The following is a 21,122-nucleotide window of genomic DNA, read 5'->3' on the forward strand; positions in this document are numbered from 1 at the left end:
ATACCAGTCATGTTTTTAATACCAAAAGTGCAAAGCTCATAGAGGGTTATTGACAATATTGATACCAATTGAGGTTAGATTGTTTACTCGGTCTTATGAACAATAGTTCATTCAGTATGGGTAACGTTAATTGCGTAGTTACCTCACAAAAACGCGGTGTGTCCATATTTACTTAACCTCAGGTTTGGATAAGGGCTTTGGAATAGAAAATGTTTTGCAAACAAACTTACGTACAATCCAATGATGATATTTAGCTCAATATCAAGGCGCTTTTATGCAGTAATAGCGGGCTATTACAAATGAAAGCAACGCCGAGAGTGAGAAAAATAGCTTTATTGGGAAAATTTGCTTATCCAGAACTGAGGTTACTTAGCTTGTTTAACAATGAAAGGTAGGTGGCCAGCCTCGTGACCACCCAATAACAGTTAACCTTGCGGTTTTGCCAATTCAGTTTGAATATAACGACGCACTTGTTCCTCTAAAACGAATAAAGGGACAGAGCCATGACGCAGTATTTGATGATGGAACTCACGAATATCAAACTCTTGCCCAAGCGCTTCTTCGGCTTCCTGGCGTAATCGTTTAATCGTTAATTCACCAATTTTGTATGACAGTGCTTGCCCTGGCCAAGAGATGTAACGGTCCGTTTCTGTCTTGATATTGTGTAATGACAGCGCACTATTGTCTTTCATAAAATTCATTGCTTGCTCACGACTCCAACCAAACATATGCATACCGGTATCAACCACTAGCCGTGCTGCGCGCCACATTTCATACGTTAAACGGCCGAAGTTACTATATGGGTCCTTATAAAAACCCGCTTCAAGTCCTAAATATTCAGAATATAACCCCCAACCTTCACCAAAAGCCGAAATATACGTATTGCGACGATAACCTGGTAAATAATCCAATTCAGCATTCAACGCAATTTGTAAATGATGGCCTGGCACCGCTTCATGCAACGTCAGTGCTTCCAGCACATACAAAGGGCGTTTATCTAGTGCATAAGTATTTACCCAATAAAAACCAGCTTCATCATCTTTGCTCGCACCACTGTATCTACCAGTTGTATATTTAGGCGCAATACTTGCCGGGACGGGCTCTACACCATAAGGCCTGCGAGGTAGTGTATGAAACAACTTTGGTAATTGTGCATCCATTTTCTTGGCAATAAAAGTGGCTTCTTTTAACAGTTGTTCTGGTGTGGTTGCATAAAATTGTGGATCCGTTCTCAAAAAGTCGACAAATTCAGCAAATGTCCCTTTAAACCCACTCTCCTGAATGACGTTTTGCATTTCAGAACGAATACGAGCAACTTCTTGCAATCCCAATTCATGGATTTCCTTTGCCGTCATGTCTGTCGTTGTATAATGGCGAACACGATTTGCATAATACGACTCGCCATTTTTCGTGGCTGAAATACCAATCTCTTCTCTTGCGGCAGGGCGGTATTCATCCACAAAAAAGCGTAAGTAATTTTGATACGCAGGAAGCACCTGTTCAGTAATAACGTCTTGTGCACGTTGTTGCAACTTTTCAAAATCAGCTGTTGGTAGTTTCGCAGAATTCACTAAAAATGGCGCATAAAACTCAGAATCAACAACGTTAGGCACGATGAACGCAGTAATAGACTCTTCATAGCCCGCAAGCACAACTTTAGGCTGGGTCATGCCAACTTGTACACCCTTTTTCATCCACATTATATTTTGTGCAAAATAACGAGGGATTTGCTGTAATCGACTTAAATACAATTCATAACCAGATAGCTTCGCAAAGTCATGCCCAGCAACCATAGAAGACATGCTGGAATGGAAGCCGTATTCTGACGTCAACGGTATGTAATGGCTATGAAAGCGATACTGATCAACCTGATTTTGAATTTGCGCACGTAAAATGGTGTGATTAATCCGGTTGTCGTCACTCATTTTGGTTAAAGGAAGCTTATCCAACTCATGCAAGAACTGTACATTACGATGATAATTTTTTGCTAAACCTTCAGCAGATAAGTCAGGTAGCAACTGTGCCCCATTTGTCTGCGTTCTCGCATACGCATTGTTACTTTTGCGAGTTGTTTCCACTTCTTGAGCAATATGAGTAAACTGCGCATCAACATTAACAGGGGTTAATTGGCATGCAGACAAACAAAGAGCTAATAACGAAATAGACGTGTAGTTGATTAACGTTTTTCTCACTCGAAAGCCTTATTATATTTTTATCTTCAGTCACTGTAGCTAAGCAAGCTCATTATTCGCAACTAATTTCGACAGACTTCATAATTTACATTAGTGCAAAAATACAACAAACCCAGCCTTTGTGATTATAAAATCAGCAAATAAACAAATATAAATCATTTTTCTATTTCCAAAGTGGTCATTTTGCTTTTAAATACGTGATTGACTCAGTAATGTAGTCTTCAATGTAGGGACGCAATTCTGAAGCTCAAGGATATCAAGATTACTTACATACTTTTCGCTGACTTATTATTGCGGTAAATGAAATGATATTCCATGATCCTATGGCTGTTGCACAGGAAAAAATGACCAAAGTCTGCCTCTTTTTAGAGCAACACCATTTACCGCCTACGCCGTTAAATTATCAGGTAACGTACACCTATATTAGCAAGTCTGATACGGAGCTCAATGCAGCACTTGATAGCATCTTAAATAGCGGACAAAAAATAGATAGCATTTACTTAGAGCAACTCTACTTTGAGTACATAAATCAGGGTCATCAAGAAGAAGCAGCCATGCTAAAAAACGTGGATGGGATCCTATCAAGCTTACATAACTCCACCCGCAACTCACAACGTAATATCAATCAGTTTTCTGAACAACTGCACCACTGCGTCCACTCTTTAGATGAGCACAATATTGAAAAGAGTAAGCGTGCGCTGATACTTTTATCTAAACAAGCTGATGCTTTGCGACAGCAACAGGTGCAATTTAAAGCCACCCTTAAAAATGCCCGTTTAATGCATAAAAAGACGCAACAGCAATTGCTTAAACTGCGCAAGCAACACATTATCGACACCCAAACTGGCATGTACAAACGCCATTATTTAAATCAGCAAACACAACTGTGGCTACAACAAAATAAGCCTCTGTGTGCTATCGCAATACAAGTAGAAAACATCGACGAGTTCTCGAATAAATACGGCGATGCCATTGCTGAAGTGGTGCTCAATCGTGTTGCTAGGAAAATCCAAAAATATGTCTTTGAAAGCGGTTTACCCGGCAGGACTGGTAAAAATGAGTTTACCGTACTATTACCTGATGTAGAGCCTGAAACGGCACTCGTGATCGCAGGCAAAGTACTAAAAGGCGTCGAAAAACTGAAATTTGTGAGCTCAAAAAGCCCGCTTGAGTTACCCAGTGTGCAATTATCTTTGGGTATCGTTAAACAGCAGCAAGAGGCTGACTTTACGACATTAGCCCGTAAGGCAGCACAAGCGGCTCACAAAGCGCTCACCCTTAATCAGGCCTACTATATTCCCTCATAGTCTGAAATTTCTTCGCTATTATAAGATAAAATCCTACCCTTATGAATTGCACGTGAGTCACGCGATCAAGTACACTAAGCGCATCATAATGTTAAGCCTAACTGAGAAAACAATGAAAGAGTCACCACAAGATACTGCTGATTTTGGTTATAAAACCGTTGATCGTGAAGAAAAGGCTTCTCTCGTCGCCGATGTATTCCACTCAGTTGCAGCAAAATATGACATTATGAATGATTTGATGTCGTTTGGAGTCCATCGACTTTGGAAACGTCAAGCAATTGCTTGCTCCGGCGTACGAAAAGGCCATAAAGTATTGGATTTAGCAGGTGGTACCGGTGATTTAACGGCTAAATTCAGTCAGCTAGTGACTGAGTCTGGTCAAGTTATTCTTGGTGACATTAACGATTCAATGCTTAAAGTTGGTCGTGATAAACTACGTGACTTGGGCTTAGTCGGCAATATCGAATACGTGCAAATGAACGCGGAAGCACTGCCATTTCCTGATAACTCTTTTGATGTGATTACCATTGCTTTTGGGCTGCGTAATGTCACTGATAAAGATGCCGCATTGCGCTCTATGTATAGAATACTCAAACCCGGTGGTCGCTTATTAGTGCTGGAATTCTCAAAAACCAATAATGAAGCGCTCTCTAAGCTCTACGATTTATATTCATTTAACCTACTACCAACTATGGGGAAAATCATCGCTAATGACAGTGAGTCATATCGCTATTTGGCCGAGTCAATTCGTATGCACCCAGATCAAGAAACACTCAAGAGTATGATGGAAGAAGCCGGTTTTGAACAAACCAGTTATCAGAACATGACCGGCGGTATTGTGGCGCTTCATCGCGGCTTTAAATACTAAGGATACGTATGATTGAGGTCGTTGCAAGTGCCATCGTCGAGTCATGTTTGAATCGCTTGCTCGTTTTAGAGCCCGAATTAACAAGGTCTCTGGAAAACTGTAAACATAAAGTGATCGCCGTTGAATTACGCGATTGGCAGCACACCTTCGCGCTCACTTACGTAGGCCATCAATTTATGGTATTCAGTCAATACCAAGAACATGCAGACTGTCATATCAGCGCCAGCTTAGAAACTTTAACCAAGCTCACTAACCCTAGTTTGCTCACGCAACTCATTCGACAAGAGAAACTAGACTTAGAAGGTGATTTGCAACTTGCGCAAAACTATAGCTCAGCCTTTTCAAACATACATATTGACTGGGCAGAACATCTATCTCGCTACATTGGTGATGCACCAGCACAACAGGTGATAAACAGTACCCAAAAAGCCCATGTTCAAGGCAAAACGATTGGCAGCTCATTTAAGTCAACAGTCACACAATTATGCCAAGATGAACTCAAAGTGACCATTCACCCTTTAGAGCTTGAACAATACAAAATGCACACCCGACATATAAAAAATCAAGCAGCTCAATTAGAGCAGCGTATTCAACTCTTACTTAACCGCTGAGGAGCGAATGTTGGCAGTTGCTCGTTTATATCAAATAACTCAAACCTTACTGCAATACGGTTTAGATGATCTCATCCCAAAAAATAAACAACCTTGGTATGGAAAGCTCGCAAGAAAAAGTTTGTTTTGGTTAAAAAACAAACACCCCGATAAATCCATTGGTCAAAGGTTAAGACTGTCACTGGAAACTCTTGGACCAGTATGGATAAAGTTTGGGCAAATGTTATCGACCAGACGAGATTTACTCCCCCAAGAAATTGCTGAAGAACTAGCGCAGTTGCAAGACAAAGTGCAACCATTCTGTGGCCAACAAGCGCAAAGGTTAATCGAGCAAGCACTACAGATAGATAATATTAGCGAACTATTTAGTGAATTTGATCAAACCCCACTGGCTTCTGCTTCTATAGCGCAAGTACATACTGCTCGCTTACATACTCACGAGCAGGATAAAGACGTTGTTATCAAGGTCATCCGTCCTAATATCGAACAACAAATTGAAGCGGATCTTGCTTTAATGACTCGATTCGCCAGCATGCTTGTTAAAGTCGTGAGCCAAAGCAGACGCTTACGCCCAGTTGAAGTGGTCAAAGAATACAAAAAAACACTGCTTGATGAGCTCGACTTACTGCGTGAAGGTGCGAATGCATTACAGTTAGGTCGCAATTTCTCAGACTCAGATTCTTTATATATCCCAGAGATATACAGTGATCACTCGCGTAAGAACGTCCTCGTTATGGAGCGTATCTACGGCATCCCCGTTTCAGATACTGACGCTCTAATAGCGCAAGGTACCAATATGAAACTGTTGGCTGAAAGAGGTGTCGAAGTATTTTTTACCCAAGTTTTTAGGGACAGTTTTTTCCATGCTGATATGCACCCAGGTAATATTTTTGTCTCTACTCACACACCGCACAACCCTAAGTACATTGGTATTGATTGTGGAATAGTCGGTACACTCAACAAAGAAGATAAACGCTATTTAGCTGAGAACTTTATTGCTTTCTTTAATAGAGATTACCGTCAGGTAGCACAGCTTCATGTTGATTCGGGCTGGGTCCCCGCCGATACTTGCGTTGAAGAATTTGAGTTTGCCATTCGTACTGTATGTGAACCTATATTTAATAAACCATTGGCTGAGATTTCATTTGGCCATGTATTAGTAAACTTATTTAATACGGCCAGACGTTTCAACATGGAAGTACAACCCCAGTTGGTGTTATTACAAAAAACACTACTGTACGTTGAAGGCTTAGGCCGCCAACTTTATCCTCAACTTGATTTATGGCAAACAGCCAAACCATTTTTAGAACAATGGGTCAAAGATCAGGTAGGACCTTGGTCAGTACTCAAACAAGTGTATGCTAATTTACCCTTTTGGGCTGAAAAAATGCCTGAATTACCCGATTTGATATATCAAACACTGAGACAAAAGAATCAAAATGTCATGGCAGTAACACCAAAACAAAATACCAAGCCACTCTTACTTGGTATGCTTGCTTGCAGTGCAGCAATTACCGCAGGTTTGTTTTATCTCGCTCATGACTGGTTTGCGGCGGGCGTCAGTTTATCTATTGCAAGCGTACTATTTCTCAGTGCATGGCGTAAAACAGGATGATATTTTATACACTCTGCGTATAATCATTTTTTAACGAGTTAAATTCATTATCAATGAGGTAAGTATGGGTTTCGGTGGCATCAGTATTTGGCAACTTCTAATCATTTTAGCCATTATAGTACTTTTATTCGGCACTAAAAAACTGCGTGGTATTGGTGGTGACTTGGGTAACGCTGTCAAAGGCTTTAAAAAAGCCGTGTCCGATGACGAAGCACAACCGACTGAACAGTTAAAAGACCAAACACAACAAAAAACACAAGAAGCACAAGAAAAACCGAAGGATAAGGTCTAACCGTTATGGGGATGTGGGAACTTGCCGTCGTATTGATCGTCGGCTTGATTGTACTTGGCCCAGAACGCTTGCCTGTCGCGATTAGAACTGTCAGTCGCTGGATAAAAAGTATAAAGTCTATTGCTAACTCAGTCAAAGCTGAAGTAAATGAAGAACTGCGTGTGCATGAGCTGCATTCAAATTTAAAAAAGGCGGAACAACAGAACATGACTGACCTGAGTGCTTCAGTGAAACACTCTGTTGATGAGCTCAATAAAGCAGCAGCCTCAGTAAAGCATAGCTATAAAGATAATACTAAGCAGTCGGACCAAGAGTAATCTGACCGACGCAATAACGAATGAGTACACCATGTCAGAAACGCTACAGAGCGGCTTTATTGGCCACTTAATTGAGCTGCGTAATCGCTTAATGAAGGCAATATTAAGCATTTTGGTCATTTTTGTCGCATTAGTTTATTTTGCGAATGATATTTATGCGTTCGTTGCTGCACCTTTAATTGCACACCTGCCTGAAAATAGCACAATGATTGCGACAGATGTTACAGCCCCGTTTTTTGCCCCTTTTAAGCTCACCCTTTTTGTCGCATTGTTTGCAGCAGTACCCATGTTATTACATCAAGTATGGAGTTTTATTGCACCGGGCTTATATAAACACGAAAAGCGTATGCTGATACCTATATTATGCTCAAGCGTATTATTATTTTACGCTGGGATTTCATTTTGCTACTTCGTTGTGCTGCCAATTATTTTAGGCTTTTTCACCAGCGTCGGACCTGAAATGATGACGCTCTCACCTGATATCAGCAGTTACTTAGCTTTTACGCTGAAATTGTTCTTTGCATTTGGGGTGGCGTTTGAAATCCCAGTCGCCATTATGGTGTTATGCTGGAGCGGTGCAACGACAATAGCGAGCCTCAAAGAAAAGCGCCCTTACGTCGTTGTAGGTGCATTTGTTGTGGCCATGTTCCTTACCCCACCAGACGTATTATCACAAACATTGCTCGCCCTACCTATGCTACTATTATTTGAGCTGGGTTTAATTCTCGCAAGGTTTTACTCTAAAGGCACCAATAATCAGGAGACGGTAGAGTGAACCAAGCCACTCAGAAGAGCAGCTATCTGTGTATGTTTCATCATGATCGTGTTTTGATTCAATGGACTAACTAATGCAAACACACTATATCGACGCAGGCGTAAACTTAACCAGTTCTCAGTACGAGAGTGAACGCGAAGATATAGTAATGCGTGCGACTCAGGCTGGTGTGTCAAACATGCTTCTAATTGGCAGTAATATTAGTGACTCACAGCAGAGCCAAGAGTTAGCCAACAAATTTGGTTACGTCAGTACCGCAGGTATTCACCCGCATGATGCTAAAGATGCACCTGAAAATTATGTTGAATCAATTAAAGAGTTGCTGCAACACCCCGAAGTCGTCGCTGTTGGCGAGTGTGGTCTAGATTTTAATCGAGACTTTTCCCCAAGATCTACTCAACAAAAGGTCTGCCAGCAACAACTCGAATTGGCGAGAAATGCCCAAGTTCCGGTTTATTTACACGAGCGTGATGCCTTTGATACGATGAAGTCGCTACTGTTAGAGACGTCAGTGACAGGCGTTTTACATTGCTTTACTGGCAATAAAGATGCGCTGTCTTTCTATTTAGAGTATGGCCTATACATAGGTATCACGGGTTGGGTCTGCGACGAACGCCGAGGCGCTGAACTACAATCATTGGTGCCATTGATCCCAGACAATAAATTATTATTAGAAACGGATGCGCCCTACTTATTACCTAGAACACTCGCGCCCAAACCAAAATCGAGGCGTAATGAACCTGCATTTATTCATGAGATTGCAAACCAAGTCGCTAAGTTACGAGGTCAAACCGTGGCCCATGTTGCGAAATTAAGTCAAGATAATTTCGAACGCCTTTTTGACAAAAGGCATATCACATGATGCTGCGATTCTGCCTTCTAGCCCTATTGCTCTTTTGCACATCACCTTATGGTATCGAGTTAGGAAATAACTTTAAGATGCGCTCTGATTTGCCATTCAGTTACACTGTGAACAATAGTCATCATGTGGATGGGTTAATCGCGTCTTCGCCTAAGTGGTTCACAAATACAAGTGGCGCACTGAACTTAGGACCTGTAAGTGGTCATGTCTGGCTAAAGGTTGAGTTGAATAATATAAATGCCATTGAGATCCCCCTTCTGCTCAGCATCGATAATAATTTATTGGATAAAATTACCGCTTATATTCAATTGCACAATAGGTCGTTACTCACGCTTGATTTAGGAGACGCTCTTCCCTTAGTGCAGCGCCCTATTAAACATGAAGCACAATTAGTACCCTTTGACCTTCCTGCGCGTAGTACTGGGGTAATTTACCTGCAAATTCAACATCATGGTGCATTAAACTTACCTTTAAGCTTATGGCACCCCATTGAATACCTAAAATACAAAAGTAAGTTTAATCTGCTGTATGGCATTTTGGCAGGTGTGATCATCGCTATGGCATTGAGTAACTTTACTTTGTATACCTTTACTCGGAAAAAATACTTTTTATCTGGTAGCTTTATTATTATTACCATCTGGCTATTAAATGTTCACCTTTATGGCTTTAGTTACCGATATATTTATGGTAATTGGCAATGGCTACAACAATATGCGCAACCTTTATTAGTGCTGTACAGTTGCTTATTATTTATGCCATTCATCGCCAAAACACTCCTGACACAAAAACAATTAGCCTCCTATCAAAAACCCCTTAAATGGTTATGGCCAACATCGTTAGCCGTTGCATTGCTACTCATCACAATACCAATAGATACAGCACTGCTTATCGCTTACGCTTTGAGTCTAATACTCACAATCGGCTATTTAGTACTCGCAATAGTTAAATGGCGCCAAAATACACCACAGCGATATGCGCATGTCAGTATATTTAGCGCATTAACACTGGCACTTGCATACCAATTTAGCTTTGAGCTGGGTTTACTCTCCGGGGCACTATTAGACCGCCCTGTTACTTATTTATGCTACCTCGTTATCAGTATTATTTTGAGCTACACCCTCACACGGAAGTATGTTGATGAGCGAGATAACAAAATCAAAGTTCAGCAATCAAAAATCGCACAAAGTCAGGCCGCCGATGCCTTACTAAAAGAGCGCATCCAGCTACAAGAACAAGCGCAAGAAGATTTAGAATCGAGTATCGATGAACGCACGTTCGAGCTACAAGTCACCTTACGTGAATTAGAAGAGAAAAACCGCGCACTAGAGAAACTCAATATGGAAGATGCGCTGACCAAGGTCAAGAATCGACGCTATTTTGATAAACGTATCATGATGGAAGTCAGGCGATCTCGGCGTGAGCAAACCATACTCAGCGTCGTGATGTTAGATATTGATCACTTCAAAAAGATCAATGATACCTATGGACACTTAGTTGGCGACCAAGCAATCTGCGCCGTTGCGGAGCAAATTCAGCTGCATCTAAAACGCCCTCATGACGAAGTATTTCGCTATGGCGGCGAAGAGTTTGTATTGCTATTACCTAACACCGATTCTCAAGGAGCTGTTGAGCTCGCTGATCTCATACGCTCAGATTTGGAAAAATCCCAACTCAATGTGGGAGAGAATACCGTTACTATGACAATCAGTGCAGGCATACGCAGTGCTATTGCCACTGATAGTAAAAACCCAACATTGTTTACTGACTTTGCTGATAAAGCACTCTATCAAGCAAAACAGCAAGGTCGCAACCGTGTTGTTATTTATGAAAACACTTAGGAGGCCATTGTGGCTCAATCAGGATTAGACCTTTTTCCATACACTCGTATGCGCCGTATGCGTCGAGATGATTTTTCACGCCGTTTAATGAGTGAAAACCAATTATCCGTCAACGACCTAATTTATCCTGTCTTCGTACTAGAAGGAGAAAATCGTCGTGAAGCCATTGAATCTATGCCTGGTATCGAACGTTTATCAATCGATTTACTGCTTGAAGAAGCCAAAGAACTGGTGACCTTGGGCATTCCTGCTGTCGCTATTTTCCCTGTCACACCAACCGAAAAGAAGTCGTTACATGCAGAAGAAGCATATAACACTGAAGGGTTAGCACAACGCACAACCCGTGCACTCAAAGAGGCTTTTCCTGAGCTTGGCGTTATTACTGATGTTGCCCTCGATCCATTTACCACTCACGGACAAGATGGGATCATTGATGACAGTGGCTATGTTGTAAACGATGTCACTACAGAGATACTAGTGCAGCAAGCTTTATCGCATGCTGAAGCAGGTGCTGATATCGTTGCGCCTTCAGACATGATGGATGGTCGAATCGCAGCAATACGTGATGGTTTAGAACAACAGGGACATGTACACACCCGCATTATGGCGTACTCTGCTAAATACGCATCAAGCTACTACGGGCCTTTCCGTGATGCCGTGGGCTCTGCTGGTAACCTTAAAGGGGCAGATAAAAAAACCTATCAAATGGACCCTGCCAATTCTGATGAAGCAATTAGAGAGGTCGCTCTTGACTTACAAGAGGGTGCTGACATGGTCATGGTCAAACCGGGTATGCCATACTTAGATATTGTAAAACGCGTAAAAACAGAGTTTGGAGTGCCAACCTTCGCTTATCAAGTGAGTGGTGAATATGCAATGCATCGCGCAGCAATTGATAATGGCTGGCTAGCAGAGCAACCGACGATTATGGAGTCGCTATTGGCATTTAAGCGCGCTGGTGCCGATGGCATACTAACCTACTTTGCAAAACAAGCCGCACAATGGTTACAACAGAAGTAATTGGTCAGTAAGTAACAAAAAAGCGCCATATGGGCGCTTGTTTGTTACTTAACCTCAGGTTTGGATAAGGGTTTTGGAATAGAAGATGTTTTATAAACAAACTTACGTACAATCCAATAATGATATTTTGTTCAACATCAAGGCGCTTTTATGCAGTAATAGCGGGCTATTACAAATGAAAGCAACCCGAGAGTGAGAAAAATAGCTTTATTGGGCAAATTCGCTTATCCAGAGCTGAGGTTATTTACTACTGAGTATACTTCTCGTTTTTTCTAATTCTTCAGCCGATATAGACCAACTATAAAACCGTGTTTTTCTATTATTTGACAGTGAAATTTCAAGAATTTTAATAAACATTATACGAGTAACACGTATATTTTCGATGGTGTCACAGGGAATATATTGCGTTTTTAAACCCAGTGAATAGCTTAGGCCCGCTTTATCTATATGTACGTAACGGCGGTTAACTACTGCTAAATATAATGATAAAATAATTCCCGAGAGGAACAAATACGAAGTAATCATCAAAATATTGGCAAGCGCTGGAAAGGTTTGTGATGCACCATAGATCACAAAGCAGAATAAGAATAACACACCGTAAAATATCCAATTCACAGTTAAGTCGATTGTTTTCATAAAAGCCTCCATTCTTTTTAAGTACCCAAAATAAAACCAATCATTTTATTAAGAATGCAATGATAAGAGGATACTGTTCCTAAATCAAGAAACTCCAGTGCTTTTATTGCGATTTATTCAAGATAAAAAAAACCGCTTGTTAAAACAAGCGGTTTTTCGTATTTAATGAAAAAGAACTAATTACTTAGCTGCTTTTTTCTCTTTCTCTGCTGCAATTACTGTCTCAGCTACGTTCTGAGGACATGCTGCATAGTGTGAGAATTCCATTGAGAATTGACCACGGCCAGACGTAATAGTACGTAAGTGACCGATGTAACCAAACATCTCAGAAAGTGGAACATCACCCTTGATACGAACACCAGTCAGACCTGCTTCTTGGTCTTTGATCATACCGCGACGACGGTTAAGGTCACCAATTACGTCACCTACGTTGTCTTCTGGCGTGAATACGTCAACTTTCATGATAGGCTCAAGAAGTTGTGCACCCGCTTTAGGGATAGACTGACGGAAAGCGCCTTTAGCTGCGATTTCGAAAGCGATTGCTGATGAGTCAACTGCGTGGAATCCACCGTCAAATAGCTCAACTTCAACGTCTAGTACTGGGAAACCAGCTAGAACACCTTCTTCCATCATTGACTTGAAGCCTTTCTCAACTGCAGGCCAGAATTCTTTAGGTACGTTACCACCAACAACAGATGAAGAGAACGTGAAGCCTGAATTCTGCTCGCCTGGCTTGATACGGTAATCGATCTTACCGAACTGACCAGAACCACCTGATTGCTTCTTGTGCGTGTAGCTATCTTCAATTTCTTGAGTGATAGTTTCACGGTATGCAACCTGAGGCTGACCAACGATTAAGTCTACACCGTAAGTACGTTTAAGGATATCTACCTTAATGTCTAGGTGTAATTCACCCATACCTTTAAGGATAGTTTCACCTGAATCTTCGTCAGTTTCAACTTGGAAAGACGGATCTTCTGCAACCATTTTACCGATTGCCACACCCATTTTCTCGTTACCGCCTTTATCTTTAGGCTGTACTGCAATTGAGATTACTGGCTCAGGGAAGATCATCGGCTCAAGTGTACATTCATGCTTAGGTGCACATAAAGTGTGACCAGTTTGAACGTTCTTCATACCTACGACAGCAATGATGTCACCTGCTTGTGCAGACGTTAATTCATTACGGTCATCTGCTTGCATCTCAACCATACGGCCAACACGCTCAGTTTTACCTGTTGCAGAGTTAAGAATTGTATCACCCTTGTTAAGTACACCAGAGTAAATACGGATAAAGGTCAAGGCACCGAAACGGTCATCCATGATCTTAAACGCAAGTGCACGTAGTGGCTCGTCAACTGATACAGTTGCAACTTCACCAGTAGGTTCACCTGTTTCTTTATCTGTAAGAGGTTGCGCGTCTACTTCTGTTGGAGAAGGTAGATAATCAACAACAGCGTCAAGTACTAGTTGAACACCTTTGTTTTTAAACGCTGAACCACAGTAAGTTGGGAAGAACGCTAGCTCACGAGTACCTTTACGGATACACGCTTTGATTTGGTCAATAGAAGGTACTTCACCTTCCATGTACGCTTCTAGTAGATCATCGTCTTGCTCTACAGCAGTCTCGATAAGCATCTCATGATACTCTTCTACTTTGTCTACCATATCAGCAGGTACGTCTAATACTTCATAGTTTTCTGGAAGACCAGTGTCATCCCAAACGTATGCTTTCTTAGTAAGAACGTCTACAACACCTACGAACTCGTCTTCGATACCAATTGGTAACGTCATAACAAGTGGATTAGCTGCAAGTACGTTGGTTACTTGGTCTACTACGCGGTAGAAGTCAGCACCCATACGGTCTAACTTGTTTACGAAGATACAACGAGCAACTTCTGACTCGTTCGCGTAACGCCAGTTTGTTTCTGATTGTGGCTCAACACCACCAGAACCACAGAATACACCGATACCACCGTCAAGTACTTTCAATGAACGGTAAACTTCAACAGTGAAGTCAACGTGTCCAGGAGTATCGATAACGTTAAAACGGTGATCTTTCCAGAAACAGCTTACTGCAGCTGACTGGATAGTAATACCACGCTCAGCTTCCTGTTCCATGAAGTCAGTTGTTGATTCGCCATCGTGAACTTCACCAGTTTTGTGAATTTGACCAGTTAGCTTTAGGATACGCTCAGTGGTAGTAGTTTTACCCGCATCAACGTGCGCGAAAATACCAATGTTTCTGTATTTCGATAAATCTGCCATTATTTTGCTCTATTTAAAGTAGAAAAATTATTCGGCGGGAGTATATCACCTCTTCTAGCGAACATCATCCTTGATATCGCTTAAAATGCAATCAATTTGGTAAAAAGTTGCTTTTCGCTAGAATATGTAATTCAAAAATGCAAATTCATCAGTAAATTAACTTAAATTATTAATGATCCGCACCTTATTGGATCATACTTAGCTTGCTATTTTTATTTGCCTGACCACGCCAAATTCTATGGATAAAACCTCAATCAAGCGGCGGCTAAACTACTACGCCACTGAAATTAAAACCAAATAAACAACCCTAAGATGACCCCAAGTCCAAGCAGTGGAACCACCACAGTGAGTATTGCCAAAGGCCCATAGGCCGCTTGATGCGTTTCTTTACAAATAGCACGAACGGTTGTCACAACATAACCATTATGCGGTAAAGTATCGATTGCCCCAGAACTAATGGCCACCACCCGATGTAACTCACTATTATTAACGCCTAAATCCAGGTAATGAGGCGCAACGAGTGGCAATGCAATTGCTTGTCCGCCTGATGCCGAGCCCGTTAAACCGGCAATGACACTCACGGCAATTGCAGCCCCTAAGAGTTCATTACCTGGAATTTGGGTCATGAGCGCAACAGCTTCTTGAAACGCGGATGTTTCTTTTGCGATGGCACCAAAACCAACCACTGCAGCAGTATTGCCTATTGCAACTAACGCCCCTGTAGTCGCTGAATTAATAGCATCTGATATATTAAGAAAGAACTTAAAATTAATGATGTAGAGACTCAGAACTCCCCCTAACAACGCCACCATTAACGCACTTTGCTGTAACGTGTCATGTAATGAAAAAGACAGCCCTAATACCACAAGTAACGGAAGCAGCCCTGTGATAGGATGAGGCAGTGTTCTCGCTGCACACAGCTCATCATCTGCGCGCACCTCAAATACTTCACCATTGGCTTGTGCTCTTCTTATCATCCACGTCAGCAATAGATAACCTAATACCGCCATAAACACAGCAACCATTAAACTTTCTTGCCATGCCGCATACGGCGAGGTATTTAAATATTTAATTGGGATCCAATTTTGAATTTCAGGCGAGCCCGCTGAGGTCATGGTAAAAGTCACAGAACCAAACGCCAGTGTGGCAGGAATAAATCGCCGGGGTAAATTTGCATCTTTAAATAGGCTCAATGCCATTGGGTAAACTGAAAACGCCACGATAAAAACGCTGACACCACCATAAGTAAGCACGGCACAAGACAAAACAACGGCCAAAACGGCGTACTTCATTCCTAGCTTGCTAACAATGCTCCCCGCTATTGCATCTGCGGCTCCCGTATTTTCCATAAACTTACCAAACAAGGAGCCCAATAAAAACATCAGAAACCAAGATTGTACAAACCCAGAAAAACCACGCATATAACCACTGACAAAATCCACTTCTTCTGCATTTGGGAAGAGTGCAATATCACTTGAAAAAGCGACGGCCAAAGCACACAGAGGTGCTGAAATAAATAAATTAACGCCTCTCAACGTCAGCACGATCAGTGCGATTAAAGCCAATATAAGGCCAACAGAGCTCAGCATAATATCACCCATTGATATCTTTGATATTGCCCCTTACCACCTCGCGGTTAATGACTAATACAGTAATTTCATGCGGTGCATCAAGTCCCTATCACGATGACATCATTCGTTATAAACAAGCCACAACGGCAAAACCTAAACGTCACTCAATGATAAACTCGGAAGCCTGTATGTCTTAATGGTATGAGCTTTCTTATTATAGATAGCACAAACTTATGCTAACAAAATGAAAAAGTACACAATTTAGATTTTGTACCGCTGCTTAAATGCCGTTGTTTGCATACGAGATAGAGTAACATGTAAGTTATTTTGCAGCGTTACTTCAAGTATGCCACCCAGTTCCTGAGTAATTGTGGTAATTTTACCCACATTAAACAGCCAGCTGCGATTAGCCCTGAAAAAAGGCTCCGTTGGTAATCGTTCAGCGATATTGCTCAAGGTTCGATACACGCTGACAGCCCCATTTTCTGTGTGCAAACGCGTATAATTACTCATAGCCTCAAATGCTTGCACTTCATCAAGTGAAATAAAAAAGCAACGTTGCCCGTCTTTGATAAAAAAGCGGCTATCAACTTCAAGTGGTGTTTGTAATTTTTTATATTTTTCAATGGCAATAGCTAACCGAGCTTGTGTTACAGGCTTTAACAAGTAATCTAGGGCATTCACTTCAAAAGACTTTACCGCAAAATCGTGATGCGCCGTAACAAAAATAACGTAGGGTACATAACTCAATTGCGCAAGCAGTTCAAAGCCACTGCCACTGGGCATATTGATGTCAAGTAAGAGTAAATCCGGCTGCAGTTGTTCTATAACTGCTTTTGCTTCAATGATATCCGGTGCTTCCCCCACCACATCTAACCCACCGAGTTCATCAAGCTGTGCTCTGAGTTCAAGTCGAGCTAAATGGCTGTCGTCAACAATCACCACTTTATTCATAGTGCTTCCTTTGGTAACTCGATACAAGTCACAACACGCTGTTCACGTACCACCCGTTTGATGGAACCCTCTCCTTTATAGAGCAAGGCTAAACGCTTCTCTATATTTTTGGTTGCCAGCCCTAAGCCACCAGATGGTTTCGCATTTTCAATCAAGGGATTCATCACCTCAATGAATAGTTTTTCATCGCAGCGTACCTTTAAAGAAACCAACCCGCCGGCTCGGTTCTTAGCAATCCCATGTTTAATGGCATTTTCTAAGCATAACTGAAGGACCATCTTTGGCACTTTTAAGGTGACGGCCTCTGCTGCCACATCAATGTCAGTCTGCAACCGCTCTGCTAAACCAATCTTACACAAATTTAGGTAATGTTGTGCATTTTCAAGTTCCTCACCTAGCGCTACTTTGTCATCTTGATTTGTTTGCAGAGAGTATCGCAACATGTCGGCAAGTTCAGCGAGACTCTCTCTTGCTTGGGTCGGTTGCGCTAAAATCAACGCGCGAATATCATTAATAGCATTAAATAAAAAGTGCGGATTCAGTTGGCTATTTAACGCTTGTAACTGGCTCACCGTCAATAACGAATGCGCTTCGCTAAGAGATTTTATTTTACTCAATGCTAAATACCCAAGCGACCATAACATCGCCAACCCAAGCATATTTATACCGTTGCTGAGCCCGACAGTTTCAATAACAAACCCCAATTGCGATGCAGGAATAGGACGCGATATCCCGATATGCGCTATAAAGAAAACTCCGAGCAATAAAATAGTCGTTGCGAACAAGGTCGTCAAACACGACCCCACACATAAAAACATAAACTGAAAGAGGTTACTCCTATGCTGAATATGCTTCTTATACAGGCAACGTATTAGGTAGGTGACTAATGCGCCTGAAAAAATAAAAATGGCCCCGTAGACTGTTTCTATCCAACTGGCATAAGGGTTTTGCATGACAATGAACGTCATCATTAAATAGGTAAACAACCAGCTCATAATATGACAAGCAATAAATGCATATCGCTGGGAAAAAAAATATTGATAATGTAGCATCATCATTGCCTTATTGACCTTTTTCTTGTAGCTGCTTAAATAATCTCATCGCTAGAGTCCCCGCATCCTGCGGGCCTGCAATCATCACGATAACACCTTGCTGTTTACTTGGATCAAACACCACCATTGATGTAAACCCTGCCGTTTTTCCGCCATGAAAGTAACTGCCATTCAGTCCTTTATTAAAGCCATACACCATGGTGTTATTTAAATGCGTTAAACTATTTTTCAGCATAGGGAACAATTCAGAATCACTCGACTCAACCTGCCAATACGCGCTTATCCAATTCGCCATGTCTTCAGGAGATGCTAATGCACCTCCGGCACCAACTAAGCTATCAAAATACCAGTTTGCTACGGGTTTCCCATCATAACCACGACCTGATAATTGCTGTTTTTTCAACTGACTTAAAGCCAAAGTAGCATGTGACATATTTAAAGCGTTAAAAAGAGAGTTATCAACAATTTCTTGCGGTGTTTTATCCCATGCTTTTGCCATTAACCAACCTAACAATCCATAGCCAAAATTAGAATATTCAAAGTCGCCTTTTTTGCCGATAGGCAACGTCAATGCCTGTTTAATATCTGCTGAATCAAAATCCACGTAAGGGTCATCGATGTTCGATGGCATCAAATTTTTCGGTAGTCTCGGTAAACCAGAGCTGTGTGTTAACAATTGCAATAACGTATAGCTGTGGTGTTCAAACCCCTGTCCTAATATATCTGCAATGGGCATATCTAAAGACCAAACTTTATCAACGACTAAGCGACTTGCCAATAATGCAAATAAGGGTTTCGTCAATGAACCAATTTCAAATAAACTATCCGAACTCACCTTATCGCCATGGAAAAAGAACGCTCGCTTATCTTGCTCCAAGATCACCACTGCGGCGGCTGAGTCCTCAAACACAATCGCGAGCTGCTCATCTAAATTATTCAGTGTAATGGCTGGTTTACTGCCATAGGCTAAAGACGTTTTTTTTTCAAAGTTAGTGGCATTTCAAACCCTTGTACAAACTTCCCTTGATAGCCTTCTTTACCAAGCTTTCCACTAAATTGGGCCCCTATCATTTTTGAGCTAAATGTCATTTTCTGGTTATCAATCGTGAATTTATTCAGGGGAATGCCAAAGCTTTGCTGAGCTGGGCTATCTAAAGAACTATAAAAACCTTCTTTTGTTACAGCAACCTGTACTATAACAGGAAGCGGTTTTCCGTTGATATCAAGCTCACCTTTATATGCCCCTTCATATTTGAGTTGCTTAAGATCTTGCTCTGATAATTTGTGTAATGTCAGTGGCATTGTCTGGCCTTGTATAAAAGAGCCGACCAATGTACTACCTTCAATACGACCTTTAAATTCAGCTTGGAGATCGGTATCTTTGAACGATATTACACTGTCTGACACAGTATACTCTGTAGGACTTTTACCGAACTTCCCTTGATTAGGACTATCTAACGTCATTGTATTTTGTACTGGATCAACATTAAACCCTATGGTTAAGAACACGTGAGGTTGAATTTCTAATAACCCACGCCACTTATCAACCGCAACTGTTTGTGTACACATAAAAACACTGACTAAAACCATAAACCATTTCATTTATTTCTCCTTAAGCACATATAAATTAGTAAATATTTAACCTCAGGTTTGGATAAGGGTTTTGGAACAGAAAATGTTTTGTAAACAAACTTACGTACAATCCAATGATGATATTTTGTTCAATATCAAGGCGCTTTTATGCAGTAATAGCGGGCTATTACAAATGCAAGCAACGCCGAGAGTGAGAAAAATAGCTTTATTGGGCAAATTCACTTATCCAGAGCTGAGGTTATTTAAGTTCAATTAATGATTTTATTAACCAAAACGATCTCCAGTTTACCTAACCTTAATCAAGATGGGCGGACTATTTGTTTCAATGGTGGAAAAACGATGTTAACGACATCAATACGTGGCTAAAGGCCTCAGCCATCAAGTTAATGAGAATTATTTTCAAATAGGAGTTGACAGAGGTTAAGATCTAATTGATAATCAATCTCAACAAGGTAAGTTTGACGGTTTGCTTTGTAATTTTACTCTGATTGTTTCTCGACCCAGAAACACGTGCTGCGCACGTTAACTGCACAGGTTGATATAGGTGGAATAACGCCCCTTATTAAATCATATATTAACTTACTCACTATTTTACTTGCTACATTGCTCATATCTGTGACGGTAGATATGAACGCTAGAAAGGCCCTAATCGGGCTTTTTTTATGCCTATAATTTACCGATAATCACACATTAAATAAATGATAATTATTTGTATTTAGGTGTTGACAGGGTCAGATATCTAACTGATAATCAATCTCAACAAGAGTGATGCATACTTAGTCTTGTTACTTGTTTCTGACCCGAAACACGTGCAGCACACGTTAATTGCTCGGTCAGGTGAACCAAACAACGCCCCTTGTTATGTTCACCTTACCAATCCACTATTTTACTTGCTACATTGCTCATATCTGTGACGGTAGATATGAAACGGAAAAGCCCTTGCAGGGCTTTTTTTATGTCTGAAATTTACGTCACTCTCCCAAATTAATTAAATGATAATTATTTGTATTTAGTTGTTGACAGCAACCTTAATCTAACTGATAATCAGTCTCAACAAGAGGGGTCGACATAGCCCAAGCTTGTTGCAGTATTCAATTTGTTTCTCGACCATGAAACACGTATGGCTTACGTTAACAGCCACGACTGAAATGCGTTACCTACAACGCCCCTTGACAGTAACACGCTTCAGTCACTCTACTATTTTACTTGCTACATTGCTCATATCTTGACGGTAGATATGAAAAACAAAAAAAGCCCTTTCAGGGCTTTTTTTATGTTTGTTTAAAATTAGACTTTCAACAACCTACGTAACCTCTGGTTTGGATAAGGGTTTTGGAATAGAAAATGTTTG

General features: G+C 41.2%; 18 protein-coding genes. 10 read left to right on the forward strand and 8 right to left on the reverse strand.

Annotated elements, in window-relative coordinates; translation table 11 throughout:
• Positions 1–425: 425 nt before the first annotated feature.
• A complete protein-coding gene (locus tag J8L97_RS13985) occupies positions 426–2,192 on the reverse strand; it encodes a DUF885 family protein (protein WP_211050506.1) in 1,767 nt (588 codons plus the stop codon).
• Positions 2,193–2,497: 305 nt separating this feature from the next.
• Here J8L97_RS13985 and J8L97_RS13990 point away from each other — a divergent pair, with 305 nt between their 5' ends.
• From J8L97_RS13990 to hemB, 10 genes are all read left to right on the forward strand, one after another.
• Entirely contained in the window at positions 2,498–3,499 is a 1,002-nt protein-coding gene (locus J8L97_RS13990) for a GGDEF domain-containing protein (RefSeq protein WP_247688676.1), read from the forward strand.
• Positions 3,500–3,611: 112 nt separating this feature from the next.
• Positions 3,612–4,367, forward strand: coding sequence for a bifunctional demethylmenaquinone methyltransferase/2-methoxy-6-polyprenyl-1,4-benzoquinol methylase UbiE (gene ubiE / locus J8L97_RS13995; RefSeq protein WP_192509212.1), 756 nt, complete (start codon positions 3,612–3,614; stop codon positions 4,365–4,367).
• An 8-nt stretch (positions 4,368–4,375) separates the two neighbouring features.
• Complete coding sequence (locus J8L97_RS14000) at positions 4,376–4,978, forward strand: SCP2 domain-containing protein (protein WP_211050508.1); 603 nt, start codon at positions 4,376–4,378, stop codon at positions 4,976–4,978.
• A gap of 10 nt (positions 4,979–4,988) precedes the next feature.
• A complete protein-coding gene (gene ubiB / locus J8L97_RS14005) occupies positions 4,989–6,593 on the forward strand; it encodes a ubiquinone biosynthesis regulatory protein kinase UbiB (RefSeq protein ID WP_211050520.1) in 1,605 nt (534 codons plus the stop codon).
• 64 nt (positions 6,594–6,657) lie between these two features.
• Complete coding sequence (tatA, locus tag J8L97_RS14010; RefSeq protein WP_192509066.1) at positions 6,658–6,885, forward strand: Sec-independent protein translocase subunit TatA; 228 nt, start codon at positions 6,658–6,660, stop codon at positions 6,883–6,885.
• 5 nt (positions 6,886–6,890) lie between these two features.
• Positions 6,891–7,202: a Sec-independent protein translocase protein TatB gene (gene tatB / locus J8L97_RS14015; protein ID WP_192509067.1), complete on the forward strand. Its 312-nt coding sequence runs from the start codon at positions 6,891–6,893 to the stop codon at positions 7,200–7,202.
• 31 nt (positions 7,203–7,233) lie between these two features.
• On the forward strand, positions 7,234–7,977 hold the full coding sequence (gene tatC, locus J8L97_RS14020) for a twin-arginine translocase subunit TatC (RefSeq protein ID WP_211050510.1): 744 nt from the start codon (positions 7,234–7,236) through the stop codon (positions 7,975–7,977).
• A gap of 73 nt (positions 7,978–8,050) precedes the next feature.
• The gene (locus tag J8L97_RS14025) at positions 8,051–8,839 is read left to right on the forward strand and encodes a TatD family hydrolase (RefSeq protein WP_211050512.1); all 789 of its coding nucleotides are present in this window, start codon (positions 8,051–8,053) and stop codon (positions 8,837–8,839) included.
• Between the two features lie 77 nt (positions 8,840–8,916).
• Positions 8,917–10,677, forward strand: coding sequence for a diguanylate cyclase (locus J8L97_RS14030; RefSeq protein WP_247688677.1), 1,761 nt, complete (start codon positions 8,917–8,919; stop codon positions 10,675–10,677).
• 9 nt (positions 10,678–10,686) lie between these two features.
• Positions 10,687–11,697: a porphobilinogen synthase gene (gene hemB, locus J8L97_RS14035; protein WP_192509071.1), complete on the forward strand. Its 1,011-nt coding sequence runs from the start codon at positions 10,687–10,689 to the stop codon at positions 11,695–11,697.
• Between the two features lie 240 nt (positions 11,698–11,937).
• Here hemB and J8L97_RS14040 read toward each other — a convergent pair whose 3' ends face one another.
• The 7 genes from J8L97_RS14040 to J8L97_RS14070 all read right to left on the reverse strand — a co-directional run bounded on the left by J8L97_RS14040 (position 11,938) and on the right by J8L97_RS14070 (position 19,780).
• A complete protein-coding gene (locus J8L97_RS14040) occupies positions 11,938–12,333 on the reverse strand; it encodes a hypothetical protein (RefSeq protein WP_211050514.1) in 396 nt (131 codons plus the stop codon).
• 180 nt (positions 12,334–12,513) lie between these two features.
• Positions 12,514–14,601 (reverse strand): elongation factor G, encoded by a 2,088-nt coding sequence (gene fusA / locus J8L97_RS14045; RefSeq protein ID WP_210996368.1) that lies wholly within the window; start codon positions 14,599–14,601, stop codon positions 12,514–12,516.
• Between the two features lie 287 nt (positions 14,602–14,888).
• The gene (locus J8L97_RS14050) at positions 14,889–16,190 is read right to left on the reverse strand and encodes a GntP family permease (protein ID WP_211050515.1); all 1,302 of its coding nucleotides are present in this window, start codon (positions 16,188–16,190) and stop codon (positions 14,889–14,891) included.
• A gap of 243 nt (positions 16,191–16,433) precedes the next feature.
• Positions 16,434–17,126: a LytR/AlgR family response regulator transcription factor gene (locus tag J8L97_RS14055; protein ID WP_192509074.1), complete on the reverse strand. Its 693-nt coding sequence runs from the start codon at positions 17,124–17,126 to the stop codon at positions 16,434–16,436.
• Positions 17,123–18,184 carry a sensor histidine kinase gene (locus J8L97_RS14060; RefSeq protein ID WP_211050516.1) on the reverse strand — a complete coding sequence of 354 codons (1,062 nt, stop codon included), beginning with the start codon at positions 18,182–18,184 and terminating at the stop codon, positions 17,123–17,125. The genes J8L97_RS14055 and J8L97_RS14060 overlap by 4 nt, the downstream gene beginning before the upstream one ends.
• Positions 18,185–18,188: 4 nt before the next feature.
• Positions 18,189–19,088, reverse strand: coding sequence for a serine hydrolase (locus tag J8L97_RS14065; RefSeq protein WP_211050517.1), 900 nt, complete (start codon positions 19,086–19,088; stop codon positions 18,189–18,191).
• A gap of 56 nt (positions 19,089–19,144) precedes the next feature.
• Positions 19,145–19,780 (reverse strand): hypothetical protein, encoded by a 636-nt coding sequence (locus J8L97_RS14070; protein ID WP_210996372.1) that lies wholly within the window; start codon positions 19,778–19,780, stop codon positions 19,145–19,147.
• Positions 19,781–21,122: the final 1,342 nt, after the last annotated feature.

This window comes from Pseudoalteromonas sp. MMG012 (assembly GCF_018100875.1).
In the GTDB taxonomy this organism is placed as follows: domain Bacteria; phylum Pseudomonadota; class Gammaproteobacteria; order Enterobacterales; family Alteromonadaceae; genus Pseudoalteromonas; species Pseudoalteromonas aurantia.

What these genes read in the sequence shown, in the direction of transcription:
- J8L97_RS13990 (WP_247688676.1), top strand. Translation starts at nt 2,498, where the DNA reads ATGATATTCCATGATCCTATGGCTGTTGCACAGGAAAAAATGACCAAA.
- ubiE (WP_192509212.1), top strand. Translation starts at nt 3,612, where the DNA reads ATGAAAGAGTCACCACAAGATACTGCTGATTTTGGTTATAAAACCGTT.
- J8L97_RS14000 (WP_211050508.1), top strand. Translation starts at nt 4,376, where the DNA reads ATGATTGAGGTCGTTGCAAGTGCCATCGTCGAGTCATGTTTGAATCGC.
- tatA (WP_192509066.1), top strand. Translation starts at nt 6,658, where the DNA reads ATGGGTTTCGGTGGCATCAGTATTTGGCAACTTCTAATCATTTTAGCC.
- tatB (WP_192509067.1), top strand. Translation starts at nt 6,891, where the DNA reads ATGGGGATGTGGGAACTTGCCGTCGTATTGATCGTCGGCTTGATTGTA.
- tatC (WP_211050510.1), top strand. Translation starts at nt 7,234, where the DNA reads ATGTCAGAAACGCTACAGAGCGGCTTTATTGGCCACTTAATTGAGCTG.
- J8L97_RS14025 (WP_211050512.1), top strand. Translation starts at nt 8,051, where the DNA reads ATGCAAACACACTATATCGACGCAGGCGTAAACTTAACCAGTTCTCAG.
- J8L97_RS14030 (WP_247688677.1), top strand. Translation starts at nt 8,917, where the DNA reads ATGCGCTCTGATTTGCCATTCAGTTACACTGTGAACAATAGTCATCAT.
- J8L97_RS14040 (WP_211050514.1), bottom strand. Translation starts at nt 12,333, where the DNA reads ATGAAAACAATCGACTTAACTGTGAATTGGATATTTTACGGTGTGTTA.
- fusA (WP_210996368.1), bottom strand. Translation starts at nt 14,601, where the DNA reads ATGGCAGATTTATCGAAATACAGAAACATTGGTATTTTCGCGCACGTT.
- J8L97_RS14050 (WP_211050515.1), bottom strand. Translation starts at nt 16,190, where the DNA reads ATGCTGAGCTCTGTTGGCCTTATATTGGCTTTAATCGCACTGATCGTG.
- J8L97_RS14055 (WP_192509074.1), bottom strand. Translation starts at nt 17,126, where the DNA reads ATGAATAAAGTGGTGATTGTTGACGACAGCCATTTAGCTCGACTTGAA.
- J8L97_RS14060 (WP_211050516.1), bottom strand. Translation starts at nt 18,184, where the DNA reads ATGATGATGCTACATTATCAATATTTTTTTTCCCAGCGATATGCATTT.
- J8L97_RS14070 (WP_210996372.1), bottom strand. Translation starts at nt 19,780, where the DNA reads ATGAAATGGTTTATGGTTTTAGTCAGTGTTTTTATGTGTACACAAACA.